Source organism: Azospirillum sp. VT-I1, from assembly GCF_055698305.1.
On the sequence record NZ_CP168806.1, the window covers coordinates 395,793 to 415,879 of the forward strand.

Below are 20,087 nucleotides of genomic sequence, written 5' to 3' on the forward strand. Positions count from 1 at the left end.
CCACGGCATCAGTCGATGGCGACGATCAGGTCGCTCAGCCGGTCGGCGTAGGTGGCGAGCGCGCCATACATGAAGGGCAGCGCCAGCACCGTCACCACCAGGATCGCGACGATCTTCGGCACGAAGGTCAGCGTCATCTCCTGCACCTGGGTCAGCGCCTGCACCAGCGAGATCGCAACACCCACCACCACCGCCACGATCAGCGGCGGCGCGGCGATCAGCAAGGTCGTCCAGATGCCGCTGCGCAACACCTCCAGCACGTCGGCCTGGTTCATGGGGAGATCCTTCGTTCGTGGGGAGAGGTGTCGGCTTCGATGCCCCCTCCCTAACCCTCCCCGCCCTCGGCCGGCCAAAGGCCGGTCCGATCGCGGGAGAGGGGACCAAGTGCAAGAGCGGCGGAGTTCCCTCTCCCGCGTGAGCGGGGCAGGGTTAGGGAGGGGGCATTCCGTATCCGAACCCGAGCGCCCCGCTCAAACCGCGATCCGCATGATCTCCTGATACGCCTGCACCATCTTGTCGCGGATGGCGACGACGCTCTGCACCGTCATCTCCGCGGCGAGGACCGAGCGAACGACGTCCTGCGCGCTGGCCTTGCCCGACACGGCGGCCAACGAGACGCGCTCGCTCTCCTTCAGCGTTTCGACCGCCTGCGAGATCGACTTGTCGAGGAAGCCGCCGAAATCGCTTTCCGCACTGGCGGCCACCGCGTCGGCCTGACCGGTGGAGGACAATGGCGAAGTCGCCGCCTGGGTCTCGGCGAGGCCGGCGACGAAGGGGCTGCGGTTGGCGGCGTAGGCGGCGGCGACGCGGCCGACGGACATCTCGATCATGGAACGGTTCCTCAGCTACGCAGCAGGTCGACGACGCGGGTCATCATCGCGCGCGACTGTTCGATGACGTTCATGCTGGCCTCGAAGGCGCGGCCGGCCTCGCGCATGTCCATCATCTCGATCAGGGGCTGGACGTTGGGCTTCTTGACATAGCCCTTGTCGTCCGCCGCCGGATGCGAGGGATCGTAGGCGAGCTGGAAGTCGCTACGGTCGCGGCCGATCTGCTTGACCTTGACCAGCTCCGCCCCCACCCCGCGGTCCATCACGCTGTCGAAGGACACCGTCTTGCGGCGATAGGGATCGCCGCCCTTGGCGGTGGCGGTGGAATCGGCGTTGGCGAGGTTTTCGGCCACCACCCGCAGCCGGGTCGATTGCGCCTGCAGGCCGGCGCCGGCGATCTTCAGCGTGGTGCCGAGGACATCGTTCATCATCACTCGTCTCCGTCTTGAATACCGTCAGCCATTTCTCCCCTAGCCATTTCTCCAGGCCATGCGCAGCATCTGCACATTGCGCTGGAACAGGCTGGTGGTCAGCGCGAAGGCGTCGCGGGTCTCGCTGCCCTTGATCATTTCCTGCTCCAGCGACACCGCGTTGCCGCTGGGCGTCGTTTCCCACAGGGCCGCCTTGCCCGCCTCGCGGAAGCCGGCGGTCGAGCGGGCGCTCGCCAGATGCAGGCCGGAGGTGCGGGCGGTCTCCACCGGCCGGATCCCCTCCATCACGCTGTCGAAGGATTTCAGGTCGCGCGCCTGGTAGTCGGGCGTGTTGGCGTTCACGACATTCTCGGCGACCAGCTTCTGCCGCTGCGCCAGATAGTCCATGCGCGTGCCGGCAAGCTGAAAGAAACCGATTTTACCTAAATCCATTGCGACCTCGTTCCATCACATCTCTCCGGAACACATGGCCGGACGATGAACCCGCCCGTTTAAAACCGGATTTAAATTCCCTCCTCTAGGCTGCCTCCATCGACGGACATGATGGAGACTGCGCCGATGCCGGCACTCGCCACACTGGCGGCGGAACTCGAACGGCTGCCGACGCGCCACTGGCGCGGGGAAATCCGCTCCGCCGCCGGCATGACGCTGGAGGTTGACGGGCTGCAGCGCGTGCTGTCGGTCGGCGACAAATGCCATGCGGAAACCCTGCGCGGCGGCCGCGTGCTGTGCGAGACCGTCGGCTTCCGCAACGGCCGCTCGCTGCTGATGGCCTTCGACAATCTCGACGGCGTGGCGGAAGGCTGCGCCGCCGTCACCGACGACACCGCCTTCACGCTGCGCCCCGGCCCCGGCTGGCTCGGCCGGGTGGTGAATGCGCTGGGCGAGCCCATCGACGGCAAGGGGCCGCTGGTGAATGGCGAGCACCCGCGGTCCCTGCGCCAGCCGCCGCCGGCCGCCTGCGCCCGGCGCCGGGTGGGGCGGCGGCTGGACAGCGGCATCCGGGTGATCGACAGCTTCGTGCCGCTTTGCCGCGGCCAGCGGCTGGGCGTCTTCGCCGGGTCCGGCGTCGGCAAATCGACCCTGCTGGCGATGGTCGCCCGCCATGCGGAGGCCGACGCCATCGTCATCGGCCTGATCGGCGAGCGCGGGCGCGAGGTGCGCGAGTTCATCCAGGACGATCTGGGACCGGAGGGGCTGGCGCGCTCCGTCGTCATCGTCGCCACCTCGGACGAGCCGCCGCTGATGCGCCGGCAGGCCGCCCTGCTCTGCATGACGGTGGCGGAGGAGATGCGGGATCAGGGCAAGCACGTCCTCTGCCTGATGGACAGCGTCACCCGCTTCGCCATGGCCCAGCGGGAGATCGGGCTGGCCGCGGGCGAGCCGCCCACCGCCAAGAGCTATCCGCCCAGCGTCTTCGCCGAGCTGCCCCGCCTGCTGGAGCGCGCCGGCCCCGGCCCGGAGGGCAGCGGAGAGGGCGACATCACCGCGATCTTCACCGTCCTGGTCGACGGCGACGACCATGACGAGCCCATCGCCGACGCGGTGCGCGGCATCCTGGACGGGCATCTGGTGCTCGACCGCAGGATCGCCGAGCAGGGGCGCTATCCCGCCGTCAACCTGCTGCGCAGCGTGTCGCGCACCCTGCCCGGCTGCCATGACGCGCGGGAGAACCGCATCGTCGGCCGCGTCCGCGCGCTGGCCGCCACCTATGACGGCATGAAGGAGATGATCCGGCTCGGCGCCTACAAGCGCGGCACCGATCCGGAGACCGACGCCGCCATCGACCTGCACCCGCGGCTGGAGGAATTCCTGCGCCAGGGCAAGGACGACCCCTCGCCATCCGCCGACAGTTTCGCGCGCCTGCACGCGCTGCTCACCGCCATCGGAGACCAAGCATGAGCGTCAACACCCCGCCCGCCGACAGGAGGCTGGCCGCCCAGGCCGTCACCCCGCCCACGGCACAGCGCAAGCCTGCCGCCGAGCCGCAGCAAACGCTGGCCGACAAGATGGACGTGGGTTTCGACGACCTGATCGACGTGGTCAACCCGCTGCAGCAGTTGCCGGTGGTGTCGTCGGTCTACCGCGAGGCGACGGGGGAGAGCATCTCGATCCCCGCCCGGCTGGCCGGCGGCTTCCTGTTCGGCGGCCTGCCCGGCCTGATCGGCAGCGCCGCCATGGTGGCGTTCGAGGAGGTCACCGGCGATACCGTGCTGGGCCATATCGGCAGCCTGCTGGAGGATGACGCCGTCCCCGCCACCGCCCTGGCGGACGGCAAGGCGGCGGGGGCGCTGCCCTGGATGAACGCCGGGTCCGGCGACGGTGCCGACCCCGCCCTGCCCTCCCCCCAGGCGCTGGCGGAGGCCCTGCGGCGCAGGTCGCCCGCCACCGAGACCGCGGCGTCGGCGCTTGCCGTCCCGGCCGCCGACCGCCCGGCGCCGCAGCTGCTGGCGAAGCTCTACAGCCTGGAGGCGACCGCCAACGCCGGCGCGCCGGGGGCGCTCCGCAAGGCTGGGTAAGCCCCTATCTCGATGCCCTGGAGCGCCGATGCACGGCCATGCTACGATTCCCGCCGGCTTCCAATCATGGGTGGTCAGGTGGCGGACGACGGTGAGGATCGTGGTGAGGGCAAGGGCGTCGCAGCCGGCGATGAACGCCCTCTCCCGCCCCGGGAGAGGGAGGGGACCCACGAAGTGGGGAGGGTGAGGGGTGATCCAAGCATCCCGAACCGCATGAATCCTTGCGCCACCCCTCACCCTTCCCATGCTCCGCATGGGCCCCTTCCCTCTCCCGGGGCGGGAGAGGGAGACAATACCGGCACGCAGCCCGGCCGGCGGTGGCTCTGGCTGCTGATCGGCCATTCGGCGGTCGGTCTCGCCACGGCCGGCGCCGTGCTGCCGGTGCTGCCCACCGTCCCGTTCCTGCTGGTGGCCGGCTGGGCCTACGCCCGCAGCAATCCCGCCCTGCGCGAGCGCCTGCGCAACGATCCGCGTTTCGGCCATGCCGTGCGGAACTGGCAGGACCGCGGCGCCATCCCGGTCAAGGCCAAGGTCTTCGCCGTCGCCGGCATGTCGTCCGGCTTCACCGTCCTCGCCCTGTCATCGCCGGGCTATCTGGTGCTCGGCGGCGTCGGGCTGGTCATGGTGGCGGCCGGCACCTATGTGGTCTCGCGGCCGGTCCCCGCCGCAGACGACGACCGGAGCTGAGCCCTCACCTGCCGAGATTGTTGCGCGACGCCTGCTCGATGGTCTTGATGTGGGCCAGGCCGGGCAGGATTTCGGAGCGGATGAACTCCAGCCGCCGGACCGGGCCGCCGCCGCGGGCAAAGCGGTGCTTCCACAGGTTCATCTTCACCGCCAGACCGCACAGCACCCCGCCGATGGTCAGATGGTGGGTGACGATCAGGTCGCGGATGCTGCGGAAGCTCTGCGGGTTGATGTCGCGCCAGAAATCGCGGGAGCGGTTGTCGAAGCTCTCGAACCGGCCGGTGATGGAGGTGGCGATGTCGGTCAGGTCGCGGCCGATCTCGTCCAGCATCCGGCCCTGGCGGGTGTCGCGCCGCACCTCGCTGACCTGATAAAGCTCCGCCATCCAGCCGAGGAAGCCCTGCACGTCCGGCACGATGTCGTCCAGGCAGCGCTTGAAATAGGCCAGCGACAGGAAGATGTCGGCATATTCCTCCAGGAAGGCGGGAATCTCCCGCAACGGAATGTCGAGCCGGTCGGCGGTCAACTGCAGCCGGCGCCGGGCCTCCTCCACGTCGGGCTGGGCGAACAGGCGGATCAGCTCGTCCATGCTGGCGATCTCGGAGCACTGGATGCCGTAGACATGCTCGATCAGCGGTCGGGTGAAGACGCGCATGTAGCTGGTCAGTTCCGCCCGCTTGGCCTGCGACAGCCGCAGGGCGTCGGAATCCTCCACGTCGATGTTCAGCCGGCGCAGCTCCAGCCGCAGGCTGTAGACGTCGAAGCTGGCGGCTTCCGCGATCTGCGCGATCTTGCGCATGTCGCGGCGGAACTCCGGATCGTCGACGCCGAAGCATTTGGGCAGCTGGTTGATGCCGATCTGGCCGCTGCCGGTCTGGGCATCGTTGAACAGCTCCGCCACCGTTTCCAGCCGGACGTTCTTGATGAGGCGCGCCCGGCGCAGGCCCGGCGTTTCCAGCGGCAGGATCGACAGGGGCAGGATGTGCAGCGCGTCGCGCGCCTCGTCCTCCTCCGATGCCGCCGGCGGCTTCAGCCGCACCGCCGCCGCTCCGGTGGTGGCCGGCGGCCGGATTCGGTCCGGCCCCGGTCTGTCCTGTGGGATGCCGGCTGGAGGCAAGGCTGGGGTCTCCCGTCTGCCGAGCCCCGCGGGCTTGTCAGAAGCGCGGGAATCTCATCAGCGTCATGGTGATGGACGGATCGATGGAGATGACGGACGCGCGCCCGCTGCGGGAGATCGGCCCGATCGACGGCATGGCCGCGGTCGCGGTGGCGCCGCCATTCTGCATGTCGTACATCGCCGCGAAGCGGTCGAGGAACTTGGCGACCTTCTCCGGACTTTTCAGGTCCGCGATGTCCATCCGCTTTTCCAGCAGCGCCTTCTGCTTGTCGACGTCCAGCAGCGCCGTCTGCTCCGGCAGGCCGAGCGCGGTGTAGACCACCTTGCGCAGGGCGTTGTCGGCCATCACCTGATACCAGTTGTTGATGTTGCCGGACCGCCGCTGGAAATAGAGGCCCAGGCGGACAGCCGGGTTGGTGGTCTCGGACTCGACCTCCAGCGTCACATTGACGTAGCGGTCGATGATCGCCTGGACGACCGCCGGCTGCTTCAGGTTGGCGCCGTCATTCTCGGCAAAGCCCAGGATGGTCGCCATCTCACGGAACTTGGTGTCGCTCATCCGGTTGGCGGTGGAGTACTGGTCGCTGACCCCCTCCTCCAGCACCTTGCGGATCAGACCGCGCGACTTGGCCTGGCTGCCGAGGTCGAAGGCCTCCAGGACGAAGCGGTAGAGCTTGTCGTCCTTCATGAAGTCTTCGGTGCTGGTGACCTTGCCGATATTCTCCTGGAAATAGGAGATGGCCCGCTGCACCGCCGGGCGGCTGCGCACCGCCTGTTCGTAGCGGTCGTGGTTGCGGCTGACGACGCGGAGGTCGACGAGGGTGGTCATGCCTTCACCTCCCCGCTTCCGGTGCCGGTTCCGTCGCTCGGAATGGCCGGCTGCTCGTCGGCTGCATCGGTCTCCGCACCGTATTTGGCGGGAATGCGCATGATGACCTCCCCCGTCGCGGTGTCGAGCACCTCGGTGTAGAGCCGCCGGGTGTCGGGATCGAGGTTGACGCGATACGGCCGGGTCGCGTGCTTGGGCTCGGCCTCCGCGGCATCGGTCTTCGCCGTGCGTTCAACCACCTCCGCCGGCTTCGTCGTCTCGGCCTGGGCGGCGCGGAGACGGTCGGCCTGCCGCTGACGCGCCTCGGCGATGATGTCGGCGCTCGCGGTGGACCGTTCTGCGCCGGGGCCGGTCACGCCGGTGACGGGGGTGGTCATGGCGTCATCCTCCCGCGTGGCGGTCGATCCGCGCCGCCTGGGCCGCATGGAGGGACGCGGCCGGACCAGCCGGTGCCGCACCGGCGGCCGACAGCAGCGTCCCCTCATACTCCATCACCGGACGCAGGGCGGAGAGCGCCTTGTAATAGTCGCGCTCACCCACATGGCCCATGGCGCCGGCGATGCGGTCCTGGATGTCGGGCCGGGTGAAGGTGGTGTAGAGCTGCGCCATCATCTCCGCCACCGCACCGCTGCCGGCGGCGGCCGTCGCCGGGTCCAACAGCATGCTCTGGATCAGGAAATAGGCGCGGCGCACCGGGGTCACCGCATCCTCTTCCTGCAGGATGTCGCTGCCGCGGATGATCTGGGCGAAGTTGGAGATGGTCAGGGTGTAGCGGCGGTTCTCGTTCTGCACGACGCAGCCGTTGATGACCACCCGCTCGCACGGCTTGAGGCGGAGCTTAAGTGCCATAGGACAGTTCCTCCGTCGCCAGTTCCCGCGCCGGCTGCTGGGCGGCGCCCTGCAGCCCCTGCATCACCGACCGGTTGATGTGGATCAGCAGGTCGATGCCGCCTTCGCCGCGCAGCACGCGCTGGGTGTTGCGGTTCACCGCGAAGGACAGCGAGACCAGCCCGGCGCGCAACGCCTCGGGCAGGGCGTTGCCGTCCTCCAGCAGGTCGGCGCGCAGCGCGTTCCACAGCTCCAGGTTCCGCCACAGCGCGTCCTTCAGCTCGGCGCAGCGCCAGTCGGCCTGGCGGTTGTTCTCCAGCGCCAGGGTGATCCGCAGGAACACCCGGTACTCGATCTTTCGCGGATCGTCGCACTCGGCGATGGTCTGGTGGTAGGCGGCGATGCTCATGGGCGCACCCCTGCGGTGGGGTCCTTGACGGCGGGAAGCCGGACCGGTTGCGGTGGGTCTTGGTTGACGGGCAGGAAGCCGTCGGCGATGCCCGCTCCGCCGCTGCGGCGGGGGCGCGAACGGGCATGGCCGACGGGGCGGCGCCATCGTCCAGGGGTTCGGACGACGGCACCACCCACGAAGGGACTTAGCGGAACAGCGACAGGATGTTCTGCGGGCCCTGGTTGGCGATCGACAGAGCCTGGATGGCGAGCTGCTGCTGGACCTGGAGGGCCTGCAGGCGGCTCGATTCCTCGTTCATGTCGGCGTCGACCAGCGCGCCGATGCCCTTGTTCATCGAGTCGGTCAGCTTCGACACGAAGTCGTTCTGCACCGACACGCGGTTCTCGATCGAGCCGATCACCGACGCCTTGCCGATGGCGCTGTCGAGCAGCGAGTTGATGACTTCCAGCGACTTCTTGGAGTTGTTGACCACGTCGATCTGGGTCAGATCGGCGAGGCCGCCGAAGGCGTCGCTTTCCTTCGAGCCGACCCACAGACCGGAGATCTGGGCGGTGAAGTTGCCGTCGGTGTTCACGTCCTGGTCGGTGAAGGTCAGCGTGTCGCCGGTGAAGGCGACCTGGAAATCGGCACCGGCGGCCGTCAGCGCAGTGTTCACCGCGGTGGCGATGTTGCCCTGGGTGGTGGCGAGGTCGGTGTCGTAGGTCTGGGCCGACAGATCGACCGAAACGTCGGCCTTGGTCCCGTCTTCCTTGGTGACCGTCAGCGTCAGGTTGCCGAGGCCCAGGTTCTGGCCGTCGATGAAGGTGGCGCCGGGCGCGCCGAACTTGATGTCGACCTTGGCCTTGGTGGCGTTGGTCGAATCGACCTGCTGCTCGATGGTGGCCTTGCCGACGATCGACTCCACGCGCATGTCCTGGCGCTGGAATTCGATGTAGCTCGGGTCGACCGTGCTGTCGCTGCGGCTCAGCGAGGCCAGGATCGAGACGTTCTTGTCCTTGGCCGTGCCGTCGTTGGAATAGGTGACGCGCAGCAGGTTGTCGCCGTTGAAGGAGGCGTCGGCGGCGGCACCCTTGATCAGCTTGACCAGCTGGTCGACGTCGTTCTGGATCAGGGTCTTGTCGACGCCGTTGGTCTGGCCGGCGATGACGCGGGCCTTCAGCGTCTGCAGGTTCTCGACGATGTTCTTGGAGGCCACCGACGCGGTGTTGGTGGTGCCGGAGCCCAGTTCCAGCGACTCCTTGACCGCCTTGAAGCCGGCGACGTCGGCCTTCATGGTCGTGGCGATCGACCAGTAGGCGGCGTTGTCCTTGGCGTTGTTGACCTTCAGGCCGGTCGAGATGCGGTCCTGCGTGGTCTCCAGATCCCCGGTCACGCGACGCAGGGTCTGCAGCGCGGTCATGGCGGAGGTGTTCGTCATAATCGAGGCCATGGGTATCTCCATTCGCGAGATGCATGGCGCCTTTCTGACGCCGGGGCCATTCGCGCCGGCCTTCCCGATCTGTTGTGCGGGGGCGCGAGCGGCAAAATCAGGATGACGGAGCCGGTTTAAGCCGGGGTAAAAAATCGGACGCTTTGGAACGGACGGAAAGCCGGAACGAAAGAAACGGGATCAGCCTCCCGATCACCGTCCCACTGCGCGGGCCGCGGCGCGCGGCGCCACCGGCGGGATGAAGGGCACGCGGGGGCCGGCAAGTCCGCCGGCACTCGACCAGCGGTCCAGCATCAGCTTGGCCCGGTCGGGAGCGACATGGTCGGGCGGCGCCTCGAACTTGTAGCCGCGGCCGTAGACCGTCTCGATGTAGCGGCCGCCGCCGGTCGCCATGTCGATCTTCTTGCGCAGCTTGCAGATATACACGTCGATCACCTTGTCGAGCGGGTCGGAGCCGGACAGGCCGTAGACCTCCTCGTAGATATGCTCCTTCGACACCACGCGGCGGTGGTTGAGGGCGAGCACGGACAGGATCGCATGTTCGCGCTGGCTGAGGCGCAGGCGCTCGCCGTCCACCTCCGGGTCGCGCCCGTCCAGGAAGACGGTCAGCCGGCCGACCGACACCGCGTTGCTGGTCAGCCCGTAGGACCGGCGGCGGATCGCCTCCAGCCGGGCACGGATTTCGGTGCTGACGACCGGCTTCACCAGCACGTCGTCGGCCCCGGCCCGCAGAATGCCGGCGGTGGTGTTGGCGCAGCGCCGTTCGATCAGGCAGATGATCGCAGCGGTGACGTTGCGGGCGCGGAGCATCGCCACGCAGGCTTCGGTATCGCCGACATCGCCGATGATGATGGCGTCATGTCCGATCTCGATGGAGCCATGCCCGCCCACCAGTTCGCGCAGGCCATTCAGGTCCACGCGGTCATGGTTAACCTTGCACAGGGCAAGTTGCTTGCCGATGGCGTCGGCAATCAGATCGGCTGGCTCAATCAGCAAAGCCTGCATTGGATTCTCCATGGTCGAGCAAGCGCAGATAAAGCATTGATTTTTACGCAATTGCGTTCATGTCACATGCTTATCACAGCCCCAAAAGAACCTATCGAAAGGCGATGTGTCAACAGAATGAGCTACCCACATAGACATAGCCGAGGGGCACGTTTTACGCCGTTTTAAGGGTTTCATACGACTAAATACCGGATAAATTTTTATTCATCTGCCGTTTTACTTTGAAATCCGAGTTGATTCTGCAGTGATCACCACAAGCAACCATTAATTCGTTCGACATCTATGGTTAACGACAGTGAAGAGAATGAAATCCGGCGCTTACAAACATGAACGCTGGTTTAACCCTGTTGCCCTACGGTCGCCGGGCATCCGCGTTTGAGGAGGTTCCATGTCCGGAACGAAGGCGTCCGTCATTCCGGCGGCCGCGGCCGCTGCTTGCCTGTTCGTCCTGGGAGGCTGCGCGCAATTGTCGCAGGCGCCCGACAGCGATTACCGGCAAGCCCTTGAAAAAGCGATCACCGCCGGCAGGTGCGACGGCGAGTCCGTGCGTGACCTGTGGTCCGCCTACGACCGGTGGTATGCGGTGGCGTCCTCCATCGCCGGCCATCCGAAGACCGACGAGGCCGTGGCGCTGCTGCGCCAGGGCGACCAGTTCCGAATCCTGGGCTGTCCGGACGTGGCGCGCGCGTCCTACCAGACGCTGATTCGCCGGTTCCCGGAAGACGGCTTCGCCCCGCTGCGCGAGTCCGCACGCGCCTCGCTGCAAGCCCTGCCGCCGCCGCTGCCTGCGCCTGGGACGACTCCGGTGCCGGTCCCGGCCGGACCGACTCTGGTCAGGCCGCCGGCGGAGATTTGAAGGCGAAGGCGTTGCGGGATTTTGGGATTCACGGGCTGGCGTAATCTCCCTCTCCCACCCGGGGAGAGGGGATTCAGTCAAACCGCCAGATCGGACGACATCGGCCGGTCCAGCCCCAGCCAGGCGTCGGCCAGCGGGCCGACGGTCAGCGCGCCGTCGATCCGGCAATCGGCCAGAGCGGCGCGGAAGGTCTCGTGCAGGTCGGCCAGCGCCGAGGACGGCAGGCCCGCCGCCAGCCGCAGGGTCACGTCCAGCCGGCGCCCGCCCAGCGTCGCCATCAACTGCACCGGCCCCAGCCGCGGCGGTCGGGCCTGAAGCACCAGGGTGACGCGGTCGGACGGCCCGTCCTCGATCCCCACCGCGCAGAGCAGCCCATCGTCGCCGTCCAGCAGCGGCACGCGCGACAGCCGCCAGACCCGCCCCTCGACGGGCTGGAAGCGTGCGGCCAGCGCCCGCTCGCACTCGTCGATCAGCAGGCCGCCGTCGAGGCCGGACAGTTCCGCCACGGCGTCGACGCCGATCCAGTCGTGGCAGCCACCAGCCGTCGCCGCCAGGAACAGGGCGAGTCCGGCGCCGAAGGTCGAATCACAGCGCGGCAGGCATCCCCGCGCCAGTGCCGCTTCGGCCGGCGCCAGCGTGTCGAGCAGGTCGAGCAGGCGCCGCACCAGCGGCCCGGCCTCGGATCCGTCGCCGGCTCCTCCGGACGGCGCCGGGATCGGTGCCGGCATCGCGGCGAAGCGTGCCGCCAGCAGATCGGGCGGCGGCACCTGCCGGGGAACGAGGTCGCGCCCGGCCATTCAGCGGCTTTCCATCCCGCGATCCCCCATCCCGCCTGCCCCGCTCAATAGACGACCGTGTCGACGTCGTCGGACTGCGGGATGATGATGGTGCCGTCGTCGGCCATCGCCTTGGCGGTGCGGACGATCTCGGCCTGGGCGTCGTTGACGTCGCGCATGCGCAAGGGGCCCATGTTCTCGATCTCGTCCAGCAGAATCAGGCGGGCGCGTTCCGACAGCACCGACAGGAAATGGTCGCGCTGCGCCACCGGCGCGCCCTTCAGCGCGATGGCGAGCTGGCCGGTGTCGCAGCGGCGGATCACCGCCTGCAGCGAGACGCGGTCCAGCCGCATCAGATCCTCGAAGGTGAACATCAGCTGCTTGATGCGCTGGGTCGGCTCCGGCATCACCGTTTCCAGGTCGTCGAAGATCTCGGTGAGCGTCTCGCGGTCGATGCGGTTGAAGATGTCGGCCATCCGCTCCAGCGAATCGTTGCCGTGGGTGCGGGCGTAGTTCGCCATGAACTCGTTGTGAAGGATCGATTCGATGTCCAGCAGCACCTCGCGCTGGACCGATTCGATCTGGATCATGCGCTCGATCACCTCGGTGCGGATGGCCGGCGGCAGCAGGACCAGCACCTTGGCGGCATGGTCGGGCCGCATCTTGGACAGGATGACCGCCGCCGTCTGGGGATATTCGCCGGCAAGGTAGCTGGCGAGCACCCCCTCGTTCACGTTGGACATCTTCTCCCACATGGTGCGGCCGGCCGGGCCGCGGATCTCGCCCATGATCTCCGTCACGCGGTCGGCCGGCAGGAAGCGGTTCAGCATCCGCTCCGTGCTGTCGTAGGAACCGACGACCGAGCCGGCGTTGGCGAAGCGTTCGGTGAAGATGCGCATCAGCGTCTCCACCAGATTGGAGGTGACGTTGCCCAGCGTCGCCATCGCCCGGCTGACAAGGCGGATCTCGTCCTCGTCCAGCCGTTCCATCAGCCGCGAGCCGCGCTCCTCGCCCAACGCCAGGAAGATGACGGCGCTTTTCTCGACGCCGCTCAGGCTCTTGTAATTCTCACGGATCTTGATCGGCGTTCCCATGGCGGCACCTCAGAAGGAAAGGTCGGCGGAGGCTGCGGACGACGGCGGCGCGTCGGGTCCGTCGGCGGGCGGCAGGGCCAGCGCGCGGTCGTGGCGGAAGGCGACCGCCATCACCGCACCCGCCACCAGCAGCAGCGGATGCGGGATCAGCGGGTTGGGCTCGATGGCGGCGAGCAGTCCGGCGATGGAGCCATCCTCCGGCACGGCGGCGCCGCGGCGGCGGGCCAGCGCCAGCAGGCTGTCGGCGAGGCTGGCCTGCGGTTCGGCGGGTGCATCGTCCATCGCCTCACCCGCCGTAGGAGCGGATCAGGCTGCCGGCGATCAGAAACCAGCCGTCGGTCAGCACGAAGAAGATGATCTTGAAGGGCAGCGCGATCATCACCGGCGGCAGCATCATCATGCCCATCGCCATCAGGATCGCCGCCACCACCATGTCGATCACCAGGAAGGGCAGGAACAGCAGGAAGCCGATTTCGAAGGCGCGGCGCAGTTCCGACAGCAGGAAGGCCGGCATCAGCAGCCGCAGATCGACATTCTCCGCCGTCACCGGACGCTCGTCCTTTGCCGATTCCTCGCCCGCCGGCTTCGGCTTGGCGGTGAAGGCGGCGAAGGCGGCCAGATCGCGTTCGCGGACATGGGAGGCCATGAAGCCGCGGAACGGCTCGATCATCCGTTCCAGCCCCTGCTCCTGCGTGACCTGCTCGTTCAGCAGCGGGCGCAGCCCCTCCTGCCAGGCGCTGTCGATCGTCGGCCCCATGATGTGGAAGGTCAGGAACATGGCGAGGCTGACCAGCACCATGTTCGGCGGCGACTGCTGCAACCCCAATGCGGAGCGCAACAGCGACAGCACGACGATGATGCGGGTGAAGCAGGTCACCATGATCAGCAGCCCCGGCGCCACGCTGAGCACCGTCAGCAGCACGATGCCCTGGACGATCCGCCCCGACAGGCTCGCCCCGTCGGCCAGCGATCCCAGCGCGCCGAGATCGAGGTCGAGCGGCGCCGCGGCCGCGGGGCCGGCGGCGAGGGTCAGGGCGAGGAGGATGAGGGTGCGCATGCGGGGGCTTTCGGGGGTCTCCCTCTCCCCCGGGGAGAGGGTCGGGGTGAGGGGGATGCATTATGTGGATCGGCAAGGGTGCGAGGTGCTGCTCAGCCAACTAGGGCACGCAGCGCGACCCTCACCCTAACCCTCTCCCCGGGGGAGAGGGGATTCCCCCTCAGTCGATCTCCAGCTCCGTCCGCACGATCTCCGTCAGCGTGACGCCCAGCCGCTGGTCCTCGACGATCACCACCTCGCCGCGCGCGACCAGCCGGTGGTTCACCAGCACTTCCACCGGCTCGTCCACCTTGCGTTCAAGCTCCAGCACCGCGCCGCGGCCGAGCTTCAGCAGTTGCGCCACCAGCATGCTGGTGCGGCCGAGCACGACCTGCACGTCGACCGGCACGTTGTAGATGGCGTTCATCGGGCCATCGAAGGTCTTTTCAACAGACTTCTCAGCCTGCTTGGGATCGTCGTCGAGCATGTCGAGGTTCAAAGGGGGCATGAGGGTTCTCGCTTCGGATCGTTCAGGTCATATCGGGGGACAGCGCCGGCATCAGGGCGGCGACGGCACGGTCGGCAAGGGCGGCGACGGCGGCCTCGAAGGCGGCGGGATCGCGGCGGACGGAACCGGCGCCCCAGCTCGCCTCCAGGGCGCCGACGGCGAGCGACGGGTCGCCCTGGATGTCGATGCGGCCGCGGAAGGTGCTTTGCCCGGCCAGCCGCTCTTCCAGCGGGCGGCAGAGCGACGGGTGCAGGCGCAGGGTGAGGAGCGGGGACTGGCCGGCGGCGCGCAGGGCGTCGGCGGCAAGCCGCTCCACCTCCTCCCGCGCCACCTGGGCCAGCAGTTGCGGCACCATCCGGCGGAGCAGCGCCACCAGCACAAACGCTCCCTGGGCCTCCAGCCGTTCCATCAGGGCGGCATGGTCGGCGTCGAGCGCCGCCATCCGCTGCGCCAGCTGGTCGAGGGTGGCGGCAAGCTCTGCCTCGATCCGCCGGGCGGCGGCAAGCTCGCCCTCGGCCCGGCCCTTCGCGAGCCCCTCGGCCAGCGCGCTCTCGCGGGCCTCCGCCAGGGCGGCCAGATGTTCGCGCTCCGACAAACGGGGAAGGTCGAGCGGATCAGCCGCCTCTACCAGCTCCGGTTCCGCCGCCGGGGCGGGCGCGCCGAAGCCGTGGTCGAAGCGGTAGCGCGGGTAGGCCGCCATCACGCCACCTCCTCATAGAGCCAGGAGCGCAGGATATCGATGGCTTCGTCGGGATACTGGTCGACCAGTTCGCCCAGCCGCCGGATGGAGGAGGCGCGGACCCGGCCCTCCACCGTGCGCAGTTCGATCAGCTGGTCCATGGTCTCCTCGATGCCCAGCTGCGGCGCCATCGACGCGGCGGCGAGCGCGGCGGCATCGCCCTCCCCGCCGTCGGCCAGCGCCGCGCCACCACCGGCCGCGGCGGCAGAAGCCGTGGCGGGGCCGGTCAGCTGCGGCATGGCCCCGGCTGCGGGCGCGGCCAGCGCCGGGGCGGGGGCCTCCGCCACCACCGGTTCCGGCGCCGGGAAGACGCGGCGGATCAGCGGACGCAGGCCGACCAGGATGACCAGGGCGGAGAGCACCAGCAGGATCACCCACTGGATCAGCGTCATGACGTTGCGGCTCAGCGTCTCGGCGATTTCGTCGCCCAGCGGGCGCGGCGTCAGGTCGGGCGCCAGATCGACGAATTCCAGATTGTCCACCGTCACCCGGTCGCCGCGCGCCTCGCTGAAGCCCATGGCGGAGCGGACCAGCTCGGTCAGGCGCTGAAGCTCCTCCGCGCTGCGCGGCTCATACTGCCGGGTGCCGTCGGCAGCGGTCTTCCAGGTGCCGTTGACCAGCACCGCGACGCTGAGGCGGCGGACGTCGCCCGGCTCGATCACCGTTTCGCGGCTGACGTTGGAGATCTCGTAGTTGACGGTCTCCTCCTGCCGCTTGCTGTCGTTGGAGGATTGCGGTCCCTGCGGCTGGGCGCGCACGTCGCGCTGGGGCAGGTTCTGTTCGGCGGTGACCGGCGGCTCGCCGTTGCTGTCCTGGGCGCGTTCCTGCTCCTGCACGGTCTGGGTGGAGCGGACGACCTGGCTGTTGGGGTCGAAGGTCTGGCTGCGCACCACCTCGCGCTTGGTCTCCACCTCGGCGGCGACCTGGACGCGGACGTTGCCGGCGCCGAGCCGGGCGGTCAGCATCTGCTCCACCGCGCGGGCGACGCGGGTTTCGGCGGCCACGCGCATCCCGTCGGTGCGGGCCGACGCCAGCCCCGGCCCGTCATCCTCGGTCAGCAGAAGCTCGCCGGAGGAATCCATCACCGTCACCGCGCTGGGCTTCAGGTTCGGCACGGCGGCGGAGACGAGATGGCGGATCGACAGCGCCTGCTTGCGGTCCATCGATGCCCGGCCGCGCATGCGCACCACCACCGACGCGGTCGGCTTGGGCGCGCTGCGCGAGAATTCCTCGCGCTCGGGCAGGACGATATGGACGCGCGCTGCCTCGACGCCGGCCAGCGTCTCGATGGTGCGGCCAAGCTCGCCTTCCATCGCGCGCAGGCGGTTGATGCGCTGCATGAAGCTGGTGATGCCCAACGGCTTGTCGGTGTCGAACAGCTCGTAGCCGACGCCGCCCTGGGCAGGCAGGCCCTTTTCCGCCAGCGCCATGCGGACGCGGGAGACCTCGGACTGCGGCACGCTGATCGTCGTGCCGTCGAAGCCGGCATTCACCGGCACGCCCATCTCCTGCACCGCCTTGGCGATGCGGCCGGCCTCCACCGGTTCCAGGCCGCTGTAGAGCGGCGTCATGTGCGGCTGCGACAGCAGAAGCGCCATGCCGGCGACGGCCAGGACGATGCCGAGCCCGGTCCCAGCCAGCACGAGCAGCCGACCGCGCCCCAACGACCGCAACGTGTCGATCAGACTGTCCACGGTTCCCCGCACCTTTAAAGTTTCTGAAAATCGGCGGGCCTAGTCTTCGCCCTGCGCACCCCCTCACGCTAACGGGGCGACTTTTAAGCGGAGTAAAAAACGGCGCGTCCTCCCAAGACAAAGCGTCTCAAATCTTACCGAATTCCAGCTTTACTAAAATTTTCGGCAATCGCCGGCGGGATGGATCGATGATTACACGATTTGGCATGGCGGGGACGGCAGCGGTCCGGGACGAAGTCCTGAACCGTCTGCGCGGATCGGGACGCATCCTGGTGATCGCCCTGCCGCTCGCCCGCCTTGCCGCGGGACTGATGGCGGTGGGGGGCGTGCTGGCCGCCGGAATCGCCGGCTATTGGATGGCCGCGGGGCCGCAGGCGCTGGACCGGCTGTGGCCGGCGGCAATGGAAGCGCTGCCCGCCGACGCCGTGGTCGACATGCCGGAACTGGTCGTCAACCTGCGGCGCGACACGCCGTCCCGCTTCCTGAAGATCGGCCTGTCCCTGACCGCGGCCCACCGCGACCGTGAAAAGCTGGAACGCGCGATGCCGCAGCTGACCGACAGCCTGCAGGAATTCCTGCGCAACCTGGACCAGGACGACCTGGAGGGGTCGGCCGGGCTGCACCGGCTGCGCAGCGAGATCAAGCGCCGCTTCAACCTGATCCTGTCCGATCCCGCCGGCCGGCAGGAGGTCGTCACCGACGTCCTGCTGCGCAGCCTGCTCACGCAATAGCGACCTCCAGAGGCACCGGATGACCGACACTCCCGCCCCGACCGCCCCATCCATGGCCGCTCCCCAGCCGATCCCCGACGAGGCCGCGGACTGGTCCGACGCCGCGTGGGAACTGGCCGCCGCACAGCAGACCGATCCGCCCGCGCCGCCCGCCGCTCCGCTGACCGCTCCGGCGGCCGGGGCCATGGGCGAGGGGATGGGCGAGGCGATGGCCGGCATGCCCGGCGAGACCAAGACGCTGAGCCAGGAGGAGATCGACCGGCTGCTGAATTTCGGCGCGCCGGAAGGCGGCGGGCCGGAGATGAGCGCCATCCAGCGGCTGGTCAGCTCGACCACGGTCAACAAGGACCGGCTGCCGATGCTGGACGTGGTGTTCGACCGCATGGTGCGGATGCTGAACACCTCGCTGCGCCAGTTCGCGTCCACCAACGTGGAGGCGTCGCTGTCGAAGATCGAATGGCTGCGCTACACCGATTTCCAGGACACCATAGAACTGCCGGCCCTGATCGGCGTCGCCCGCGCCGAGCCGTGGGACAACCAGATGCTGGTGTCGATCGACAGCGCGCTGATCTATTGCATGATGGACGTGCTGCTGGGCGGGCGGCGGTCGCGGCCGGGGCGGATCGACGGGCGGGCCTACACCTCCATCGAGCGCAAGATGACAGAGCGGATGATGAAGGTGGTGCTGCAGGATCTGGGGCAGTCCTTCGATCCGCTGGCCCAGGTCGATTTCGTCTTCGACCGGCTGGAGGTGAACCCGCAGTTCGCCACCATCACGCGCGCCACCAACGCCATCATCCGCGTGCGCATCGCCGTGGAGGTGGAGCGCCGCACCGGCCACATCGACATCGTCATCCCCTATGCCACGCTGGAGCCGATCCGCGGCAAGCTGGTGCAGATGTTCATGGGCGAGAAGTTCGGCCATGACACGGTGTGGGAAAGCCACCTGAAGAACGAGCTGATGCGCTCCAAGCTGGAGCTGGTCGCCGTGCTGGCGGAGACCAAGGTGCCGCTGGGCGAGGTGCTGGCCTGGCAGAAGGGCCAGTCGCTGAAGCTGCGCATCAACCCCGATTCCACCGTCCTGGTCTTCAGCAAGACCATCCCGCTGTTCGCGGGCCACATGGGACAGCGCAACGACAACATCGCGGTGAAGATCGACACCGATCTCGACACCAAGCAGGAGCTGATCGATGGTCTCCTTTCTCATTGACGCGGCCCTGGCGGTGATGCTGGTCACGGCGACCGCCTATCTGGTCATCGTCAACAAGCGGCTGAAGCTGCTGCGCACCGGCCAGTCCGAGATCAACGCCCTGGTGTCGACCTTCTCCAAGTCGATCGACGACACCGACGCCTCGATGAAGCGCATGGTGGCGTCGGCGACGGAGATCGCCGCCCGCCTGTCCGACGACCTCGACCGTGCCAAGGGCATGAAGGAGGACATGGCGCTGATCCTGGGCTCCTGCGAGCGCACCACCGCCCGCATGGAGGAATCGGTCCAGCACGCCCGCGCCCTGCTGCGCCGCCTTGACGAAGGTGCGATGCGCGTCGGGCGCAACCGGGCGCGGCCCGAGGAGAGTGACGCGGCCGGGATCGTGGCGAAGCCGGCCGATGCCGAGGCCGCGCCGCCTTCCCCGCTGCTGTCGGCCCTGAAGGCGGCGGAAGCGGACAAGGGCGAGTTCCGGGCGCTCGAATCGGCCCTGCGCGCCGTCGCCGGCCAGACCGATGAACCCCCCGCCCCTGCGTCCAGCGCACCGGCCAAGGCCGCGGCCAGCGCCTTCTACGCGCGGCTGCGCACCGTGGGATCGGAGGCGTCGGCATGATTCCGCGCATCCTCCCCATCACGCTGGTCGCCGTCCTGATGGTGCTGCCGCTGAAGCTCGGCGCCCTGGTCGACGGCTTCCCGGTCATCGCCCAGCAGTTCGACCGCGAGTTCGGCGCCCATGAACGCCCCTGGGCGACCGACCTGAAGGCAACCGATCCCAAGGCCGCCGAAACGGCTGCGGCTCCGGCACCGGTCCCCGCTCCCCTGCCGGTCTCCACGCCGGTCGCGGAGGCTCCGCCGCCGGTGGCGCTGGCTCCGCCCAGCTGCACCGACCCGCTTCTGCGCGCCGCCATCGACGAGCAGAAGGCCGATACCTCCGGACGCCAGAACCGGCTGCGCGAAGCCGAAGCGGTGCTCGCCGCCACGGAGGCGCGCGTCGGCACCCAGATCCAGCGGCTGAACGGCGTGAAGCGCGAGGTCGAGGCGCTGATGACCCAGCGCTCCACCCTGCAGCAGGAAGACCTGAAGCGCATGGTGGCGATCTACGAGGCGATGAAGCCGCGCGATGCCGCCCGCATCCTGACGGACATGGAAACCGACATGGTGGTCGACGTGCTGGACCGCATCTCCGAACGGCGCGCCGCCCCGATCCTGGCCGAGATGGCCGACGCCAAGGCGCGCGAGGTGACGCGGCTGATCCTGCAGCGCCGCGCCCTGCCCGGCGACCGCAAGGCCGCCCCCACCGTCGTCGGAGCTTCGGTGCCCGTGACGGCCGTTCCGCGCCCCACCCTGACCAATTGAGCG

At 68.6% G+C, this 20,087-nt stretch carries 26 protein-coding genes; 8 read left to right on the forward strand and 18 right to left on the reverse strand.

Going from position 1 to position 20,087, the window contains the following annotated elements:
* Positions 1-8 precede the first annotated feature (8 nt).
* The 4 genes from fliQ to AB8P05_RS30310 form a co-directional block, all read right to left on the reverse strand.
* The gene (gene fliQ, locus AB8P05_RS30295; RefSeq protein WP_472761696.1) at positions 9-275 is read right to left on the reverse strand and encodes a flagellar biosynthesis protein FliQ; all 267 of its coding nucleotides are present in this window, start codon (positions 273-275) and stop codon (positions 9-11) included.
* 195 nt (positions 276-470) lie between these two features.
* Complete coding sequence (fliE, locus tag AB8P05_RS30300; protein WP_455176046.1) at positions 471-830, reverse strand: flagellar hook-basal body complex protein FliE; 360 nt, start codon at positions 828-830, stop codon at positions 471-473.
* A gap of 11 nt (positions 831-841) precedes the next feature.
* Entirely contained in the window at positions 842-1,261 is a 420-nt protein-coding gene (gene flgC, locus AB8P05_RS30305; protein ID WP_455176045.1) for a flagellar basal body rod protein FlgC, read from the reverse strand.
* Between the two features lie 39 nt (positions 1,262-1,300).
* Positions 1,301-1,693: a flagellar biosynthesis protein FlgG gene (locus tag AB8P05_RS30310; protein WP_455176044.1), complete on the reverse strand. Its 393-nt coding sequence runs from the start codon at positions 1,691-1,693 to the stop codon at positions 1,301-1,303.
* A 126-nt stretch (positions 1,694-1,819) separates the two neighbouring features.
* Between AB8P05_RS30310 and fliI the strand changes: the two genes are divergently transcribed.
* The 3 genes from fliI (at position 1,820) to AB8P05_RS30325 (ending at position 4,467) form a co-directional block, all read left to right on the forward strand.
* Complete coding sequence (gene fliI, locus AB8P05_RS30315; protein ID WP_472761697.1) at positions 1,820-3,163, forward strand: flagellar protein export ATPase FliI; 1,344 nt, start codon at positions 1,820-1,822, stop codon at positions 3,161-3,163.
* Positions 3,160-3,780 (forward strand): hypothetical protein, encoded by a 621-nt coding sequence (locus AB8P05_RS30320; protein WP_472761698.1) that lies wholly within the window; start codon positions 3,160-3,162, stop codon positions 3,778-3,780. The genes fliI and AB8P05_RS30320 overlap by 4 nt, the downstream gene beginning before the upstream one ends.
* Before the next feature lie 372 nt (positions 3,781-4,152).
* Positions 4,153-4,467, forward strand: coding sequence for a YbaN family protein (locus AB8P05_RS30325; protein ID WP_472761699.1), 315 nt, complete (start codon positions 4,153-4,155; stop codon positions 4,465-4,467).
* 4 nt (positions 4,468-4,471) lie between these two features.
* Here AB8P05_RS30325 and AB8P05_RS30330 read toward each other — a convergent pair whose 3' ends face one another.
* The 7 genes from AB8P05_RS30330 to AB8P05_RS30360 all read right to left on the reverse strand — a co-directional run bounded on the left by AB8P05_RS30330 (position 4,472) and on the right by AB8P05_RS30360 (position 10,087).
* The gene (locus AB8P05_RS30330) at positions 4,472-5,506 is read right to left on the reverse strand and encodes a hypothetical protein (RefSeq protein WP_455176040.1); all 1,035 of its coding nucleotides are present in this window, start codon (positions 5,504-5,506) and stop codon (positions 4,472-4,474) included.
* 115 nt (positions 5,507-5,621) lie between these two features.
* Entirely contained in the window at positions 5,622-6,413 is a 792-nt protein-coding gene (locus AB8P05_RS30335) for a DUF1217 domain-containing protein (protein WP_455176039.1), read from the reverse strand.
* Positions 6,410-6,790, reverse strand: a complete 381-nt coding sequence (locus AB8P05_RS30340; protein ID WP_472761700.1) for a flagellar protein FlaG — start codon at positions 6,788-6,790, stop codon at positions 6,410-6,412. Before AB8P05_RS30340 ends, AB8P05_RS30335 begins: the two co-directional genes overlap by 4 nt.
* A 4-nt stretch (positions 6,791-6,794) precedes the next feature.
* Positions 6,795-7,262: a flagellar biosynthesis repressor FlbT gene (locus AB8P05_RS30345; protein WP_472761701.1), complete on the reverse strand. Its 468-nt coding sequence runs from the start codon at positions 7,260-7,262 to the stop codon at positions 6,795-6,797.
* Entirely contained in the window at positions 7,252-7,650 is a 399-nt protein-coding gene (locus AB8P05_RS30350) for a flagellar biosynthesis regulator FlaF (protein ID WP_472761702.1), read from the reverse strand. The genes AB8P05_RS30345 and AB8P05_RS30350 overlap by 11 nt, the downstream gene beginning before the upstream one ends.
* Before the next feature lie 187 nt (positions 7,651-7,837).
* The gene (locus AB8P05_RS30355; RefSeq protein WP_472761703.1) at positions 7,838-9,082 is read right to left on the reverse strand and encodes a flagellin N-terminal helical domain-containing protein; all 1,245 of its coding nucleotides are present in this window, start codon (positions 9,080-9,082) and stop codon (positions 7,838-7,840) included.
* Between the two features lie 192 nt (positions 9,083-9,274).
* Positions 9,275-10,087: a winged helix-turn-helix domain-containing protein gene (locus AB8P05_RS30360; RefSeq protein WP_472761704.1), complete on the reverse strand. Its 813-nt coding sequence runs from the start codon at positions 10,085-10,087 to the stop codon at positions 9,275-9,277.
* A gap of 388 nt (positions 10,088-10,475) precedes the next feature.
* Between AB8P05_RS30360 and AB8P05_RS30365 the strand changes: the two genes are divergently transcribed.
* Positions 10,476-10,943, forward strand: coding sequence for a tol-pal system YbgF family protein (locus AB8P05_RS30365; RefSeq protein WP_472761705.1), 468 nt, complete (start codon positions 10,476-10,478; stop codon positions 10,941-10,943).
* Between the two features lie 77 nt (positions 10,944-11,020).
* On the opposite strand, the gene AB8P05_RS30370 is transcribed toward AB8P05_RS30365, so the two are convergent.
* From AB8P05_RS30370 to fliF, 7 genes are all read right to left on the reverse strand, one after another.
* A complete protein-coding gene (locus tag AB8P05_RS30370; RefSeq protein WP_472761706.1) occupies positions 11,021-11,740 on the reverse strand; it encodes a hypothetical protein in 720 nt (239 codons plus the stop codon).
* A gap of 44 nt (positions 11,741-11,784) precedes the next feature.
* Positions 11,785-12,813, reverse strand: a complete 1,029-nt coding sequence (locus AB8P05_RS30375) for a flagellar motor switch protein FliG (RefSeq protein WP_455176031.1) — start codon at positions 12,811-12,813, stop codon at positions 11,785-11,787.
* 9 nt (positions 12,814-12,822) lie between these two features.
* On the reverse strand, positions 12,823-13,095 hold the full coding sequence (locus AB8P05_RS30380) for a hypothetical protein (protein ID WP_472761707.1): 273 nt from the start codon (positions 13,093-13,095) through the stop codon (positions 12,823-12,825).
* Positions 13,096-13,099: 4 nt separating this feature from the next.
* The gene (gene fliP / locus AB8P05_RS30385) at positions 13,100-13,870 is read right to left on the reverse strand and encodes a flagellar type III secretion system pore protein FliP (RefSeq protein WP_472761708.1); all 771 of its coding nucleotides are present in this window, start codon (positions 13,868-13,870) and stop codon (positions 13,100-13,102) included.
* Between the two features lie 160 nt (positions 13,871-14,030).
* On the reverse strand, positions 14,031-14,357 hold the full coding sequence (gene fliN, locus AB8P05_RS30390) for a flagellar motor switch protein FliN (protein ID WP_455176028.1): 327 nt from the start codon (positions 14,355-14,357) through the stop codon (positions 14,031-14,033).
* Between the two features lie 22 nt (positions 14,358-14,379).
* Entirely contained in the window at positions 14,380-15,057 is a 678-nt protein-coding gene (locus AB8P05_RS30395) for a FliH/SctL family protein (RefSeq protein WP_472761709.1), read from the reverse strand.
* Positions 15,057-16,790, reverse strand: a complete 1,734-nt coding sequence (fliF, locus tag AB8P05_RS30400; RefSeq protein WP_472761710.1) for a flagellar basal-body MS-ring/collar protein FliF — start codon at positions 16,788-16,790, stop codon at positions 15,057-15,059. Before fliF ends, AB8P05_RS30395 begins: the two co-directional genes overlap by 1 nt.
* A 188-nt stretch (positions 16,791-16,978) precedes the next feature.
* Between fliF and AB8P05_RS30405 the strand changes: the two genes are divergently transcribed.
* From AB8P05_RS30405 to AB8P05_RS30420, 4 genes are read left to right on the forward strand one after another with little or no spacing between them, the layout of a single operon-like run.
* On the forward strand, positions 16,979-17,521 hold the full coding sequence (locus AB8P05_RS30405) for a flagellar basal body-associated FliL family protein (RefSeq protein WP_455176025.1): 543 nt from the start codon (positions 16,979-16,981) through the stop codon (positions 17,519-17,521).
* Between the two features lie 19 nt (positions 17,522-17,540).
* Positions 17,541-18,731, forward strand: a complete 1,191-nt coding sequence (fliM, locus tag AB8P05_RS30410; RefSeq protein ID WP_472761711.1) for a flagellar motor switch protein FliM — start codon at positions 17,541-17,543, stop codon at positions 18,729-18,731.
* Complete coding sequence (locus tag AB8P05_RS30415; protein WP_472761712.1) at positions 18,712-19,341, forward strand: DUF6468 domain-containing protein; 630 nt, start codon at positions 18,712-18,714, stop codon at positions 19,339-19,341. Before fliM ends, AB8P05_RS30415 begins: the two co-directional genes overlap by 20 nt.
* Entirely contained in the window at positions 19,338-20,084 is a 747-nt protein-coding gene (locus AB8P05_RS30420; RefSeq protein WP_472761713.1) for a MotE family protein, read from the forward strand. The genes AB8P05_RS30415 and AB8P05_RS30420 overlap by 4 nt, the downstream gene beginning before the upstream one ends.
* Positions 20,085-20,087: the final 3 nt, after the last annotated feature.

Bases quoted from the DNA above. Each gene is read 5' to 3' on its own strand.
- AB8P05_RS30405 (WP_455176025.1), top strand. From the start codon at position 16,979: ATGATTACACGATTTGGCATGGCGGGGACGGCAGCGGTCCGGGACGAA.
- fliN (WP_455176028.1), bottom strand. From the start codon at position 14,357: ATGCCCCCTTTGAACCTCGACATGCTCGACGACGATCCCAAGCAGGCT.
- fliE (WP_455176046.1), bottom strand. From the start codon at position 830: ATGATCGAGATGTCCGTCGGCCGCGTCGCCGCCGCCTACGCCGCCAAC.
- AB8P05_RS30340 (WP_472761700.1), bottom strand. From the start codon at position 6,790: ATGACCACCCCCGTCACCGGCGTGACCGGCCCCGGCGCAGAACGGTCC.
- AB8P05_RS30370 (WP_472761706.1), bottom strand. From the start codon at position 11,740: ATGGCCGGGCGCGACCTCGTTCCCCGGCAGGTGCCGCCGCCCGATCTG.
- AB8P05_RS30365 (WP_472761705.1), top strand. From the start codon at position 10,476: ATGTCCGGAACGAAGGCGTCCGTCATTCCGGCGGCCGCGGCCGCTGCT.
- AB8P05_RS30380 (WP_472761707.1), bottom strand. From the start codon at position 13,095: ATGGACGATGCACCCGCCGAACCGCAGGCCAGCCTCGCCGACAGCCTG.
- AB8P05_RS30335 (WP_455176039.1), bottom strand. From the start codon at position 6,413: ATGACCACCCTCGTCGACCTCCGCGTCGTCAGCCGCAACCACGACCGC.
- flgC (WP_455176045.1), bottom strand. From the start codon at position 1,261: ATGATGAACGATGTCCTCGGCACCACGCTGAAGATCGCCGGCGCCGGC.
- AB8P05_RS30345 (WP_472761701.1), bottom strand. From the start codon at position 7,262: ATGGCACTTAAGCTCCGCCTCAAGCCGTGCGAGCGGGTGGTCATCAAC.
- fliP (WP_472761708.1), bottom strand. From the start codon at position 13,870: ATGCGCACCCTCATCCTCCTCGCCCTGACCCTCGCCGCCGGCCCCGCG.
- fliI (WP_472761697.1), top strand. From the start codon at position 1,820: ATGCCGGCACTCGCCACACTGGCGGCGGAACTCGAACGGCTGCCGACG.
- AB8P05_RS30350 (WP_472761702.1), bottom strand. From the start codon at position 7,650: ATGAGCATCGCCGCCTACCACCAGACCATCGCCGAGTGCGACGATCCG.
- fliM (WP_472761711.1), top strand. From the start codon at position 17,541: ATGACCGACACTCCCGCCCCGACCGCCCCATCCATGGCCGCTCCCCAG.
- AB8P05_RS30355 (WP_472761703.1), bottom strand. From the start codon at position 9,082: ATGGCCTCGATTATGACGAACACCTCCGCCATGACCGCGCTGCAGACC.
- AB8P05_RS30375 (WP_455176031.1), bottom strand. From the start codon at position 12,813: ATGGGAACGCCGATCAAGATCCGTGAGAATTACAAGAGCCTGAGCGGC.
- AB8P05_RS30360 (WP_472761704.1), bottom strand. From the start codon at position 10,087: ATGCAGGCTTTGCTGATTGAGCCAGCCGATCTGATTGCCGACGCCATC.
- AB8P05_RS30310 (WP_455176044.1), bottom strand. From the start codon at position 1,693: ATGGATTTAGGTAAAATCGGTTTCTTTCAGCTTGCCGGCACGCGCATG.
- AB8P05_RS30395 (WP_472761709.1), bottom strand. From the start codon at position 15,057: ATGGCGGCCTACCCGCGCTACCGCTTCGACCACGGCTTCGGCGCGCCC.
- AB8P05_RS30415 (WP_472761712.1), top strand. From the start codon at position 18,712: ATGGTCTCCTTTCTCATTGACGCGGCCCTGGCGGTGATGCTGGTCACG.
- AB8P05_RS30420 (WP_472761713.1), top strand. From the start codon at position 19,338: ATGATTCCGCGCATCCTCCCCATCACGCTGGTCGCCGTCCTGATGGTG.
- fliQ (WP_472761696.1), bottom strand. From the start codon at position 275: ATGAACCAGGCCGACGTGCTGGAGGTGTTGCGCAGCGGCATCTGGACG.
- AB8P05_RS30320 (WP_472761698.1), top strand. From the start codon at position 3,160: ATGAGCGTCAACACCCCGCCCGCCGACAGGAGGCTGGCCGCCCAGGCC.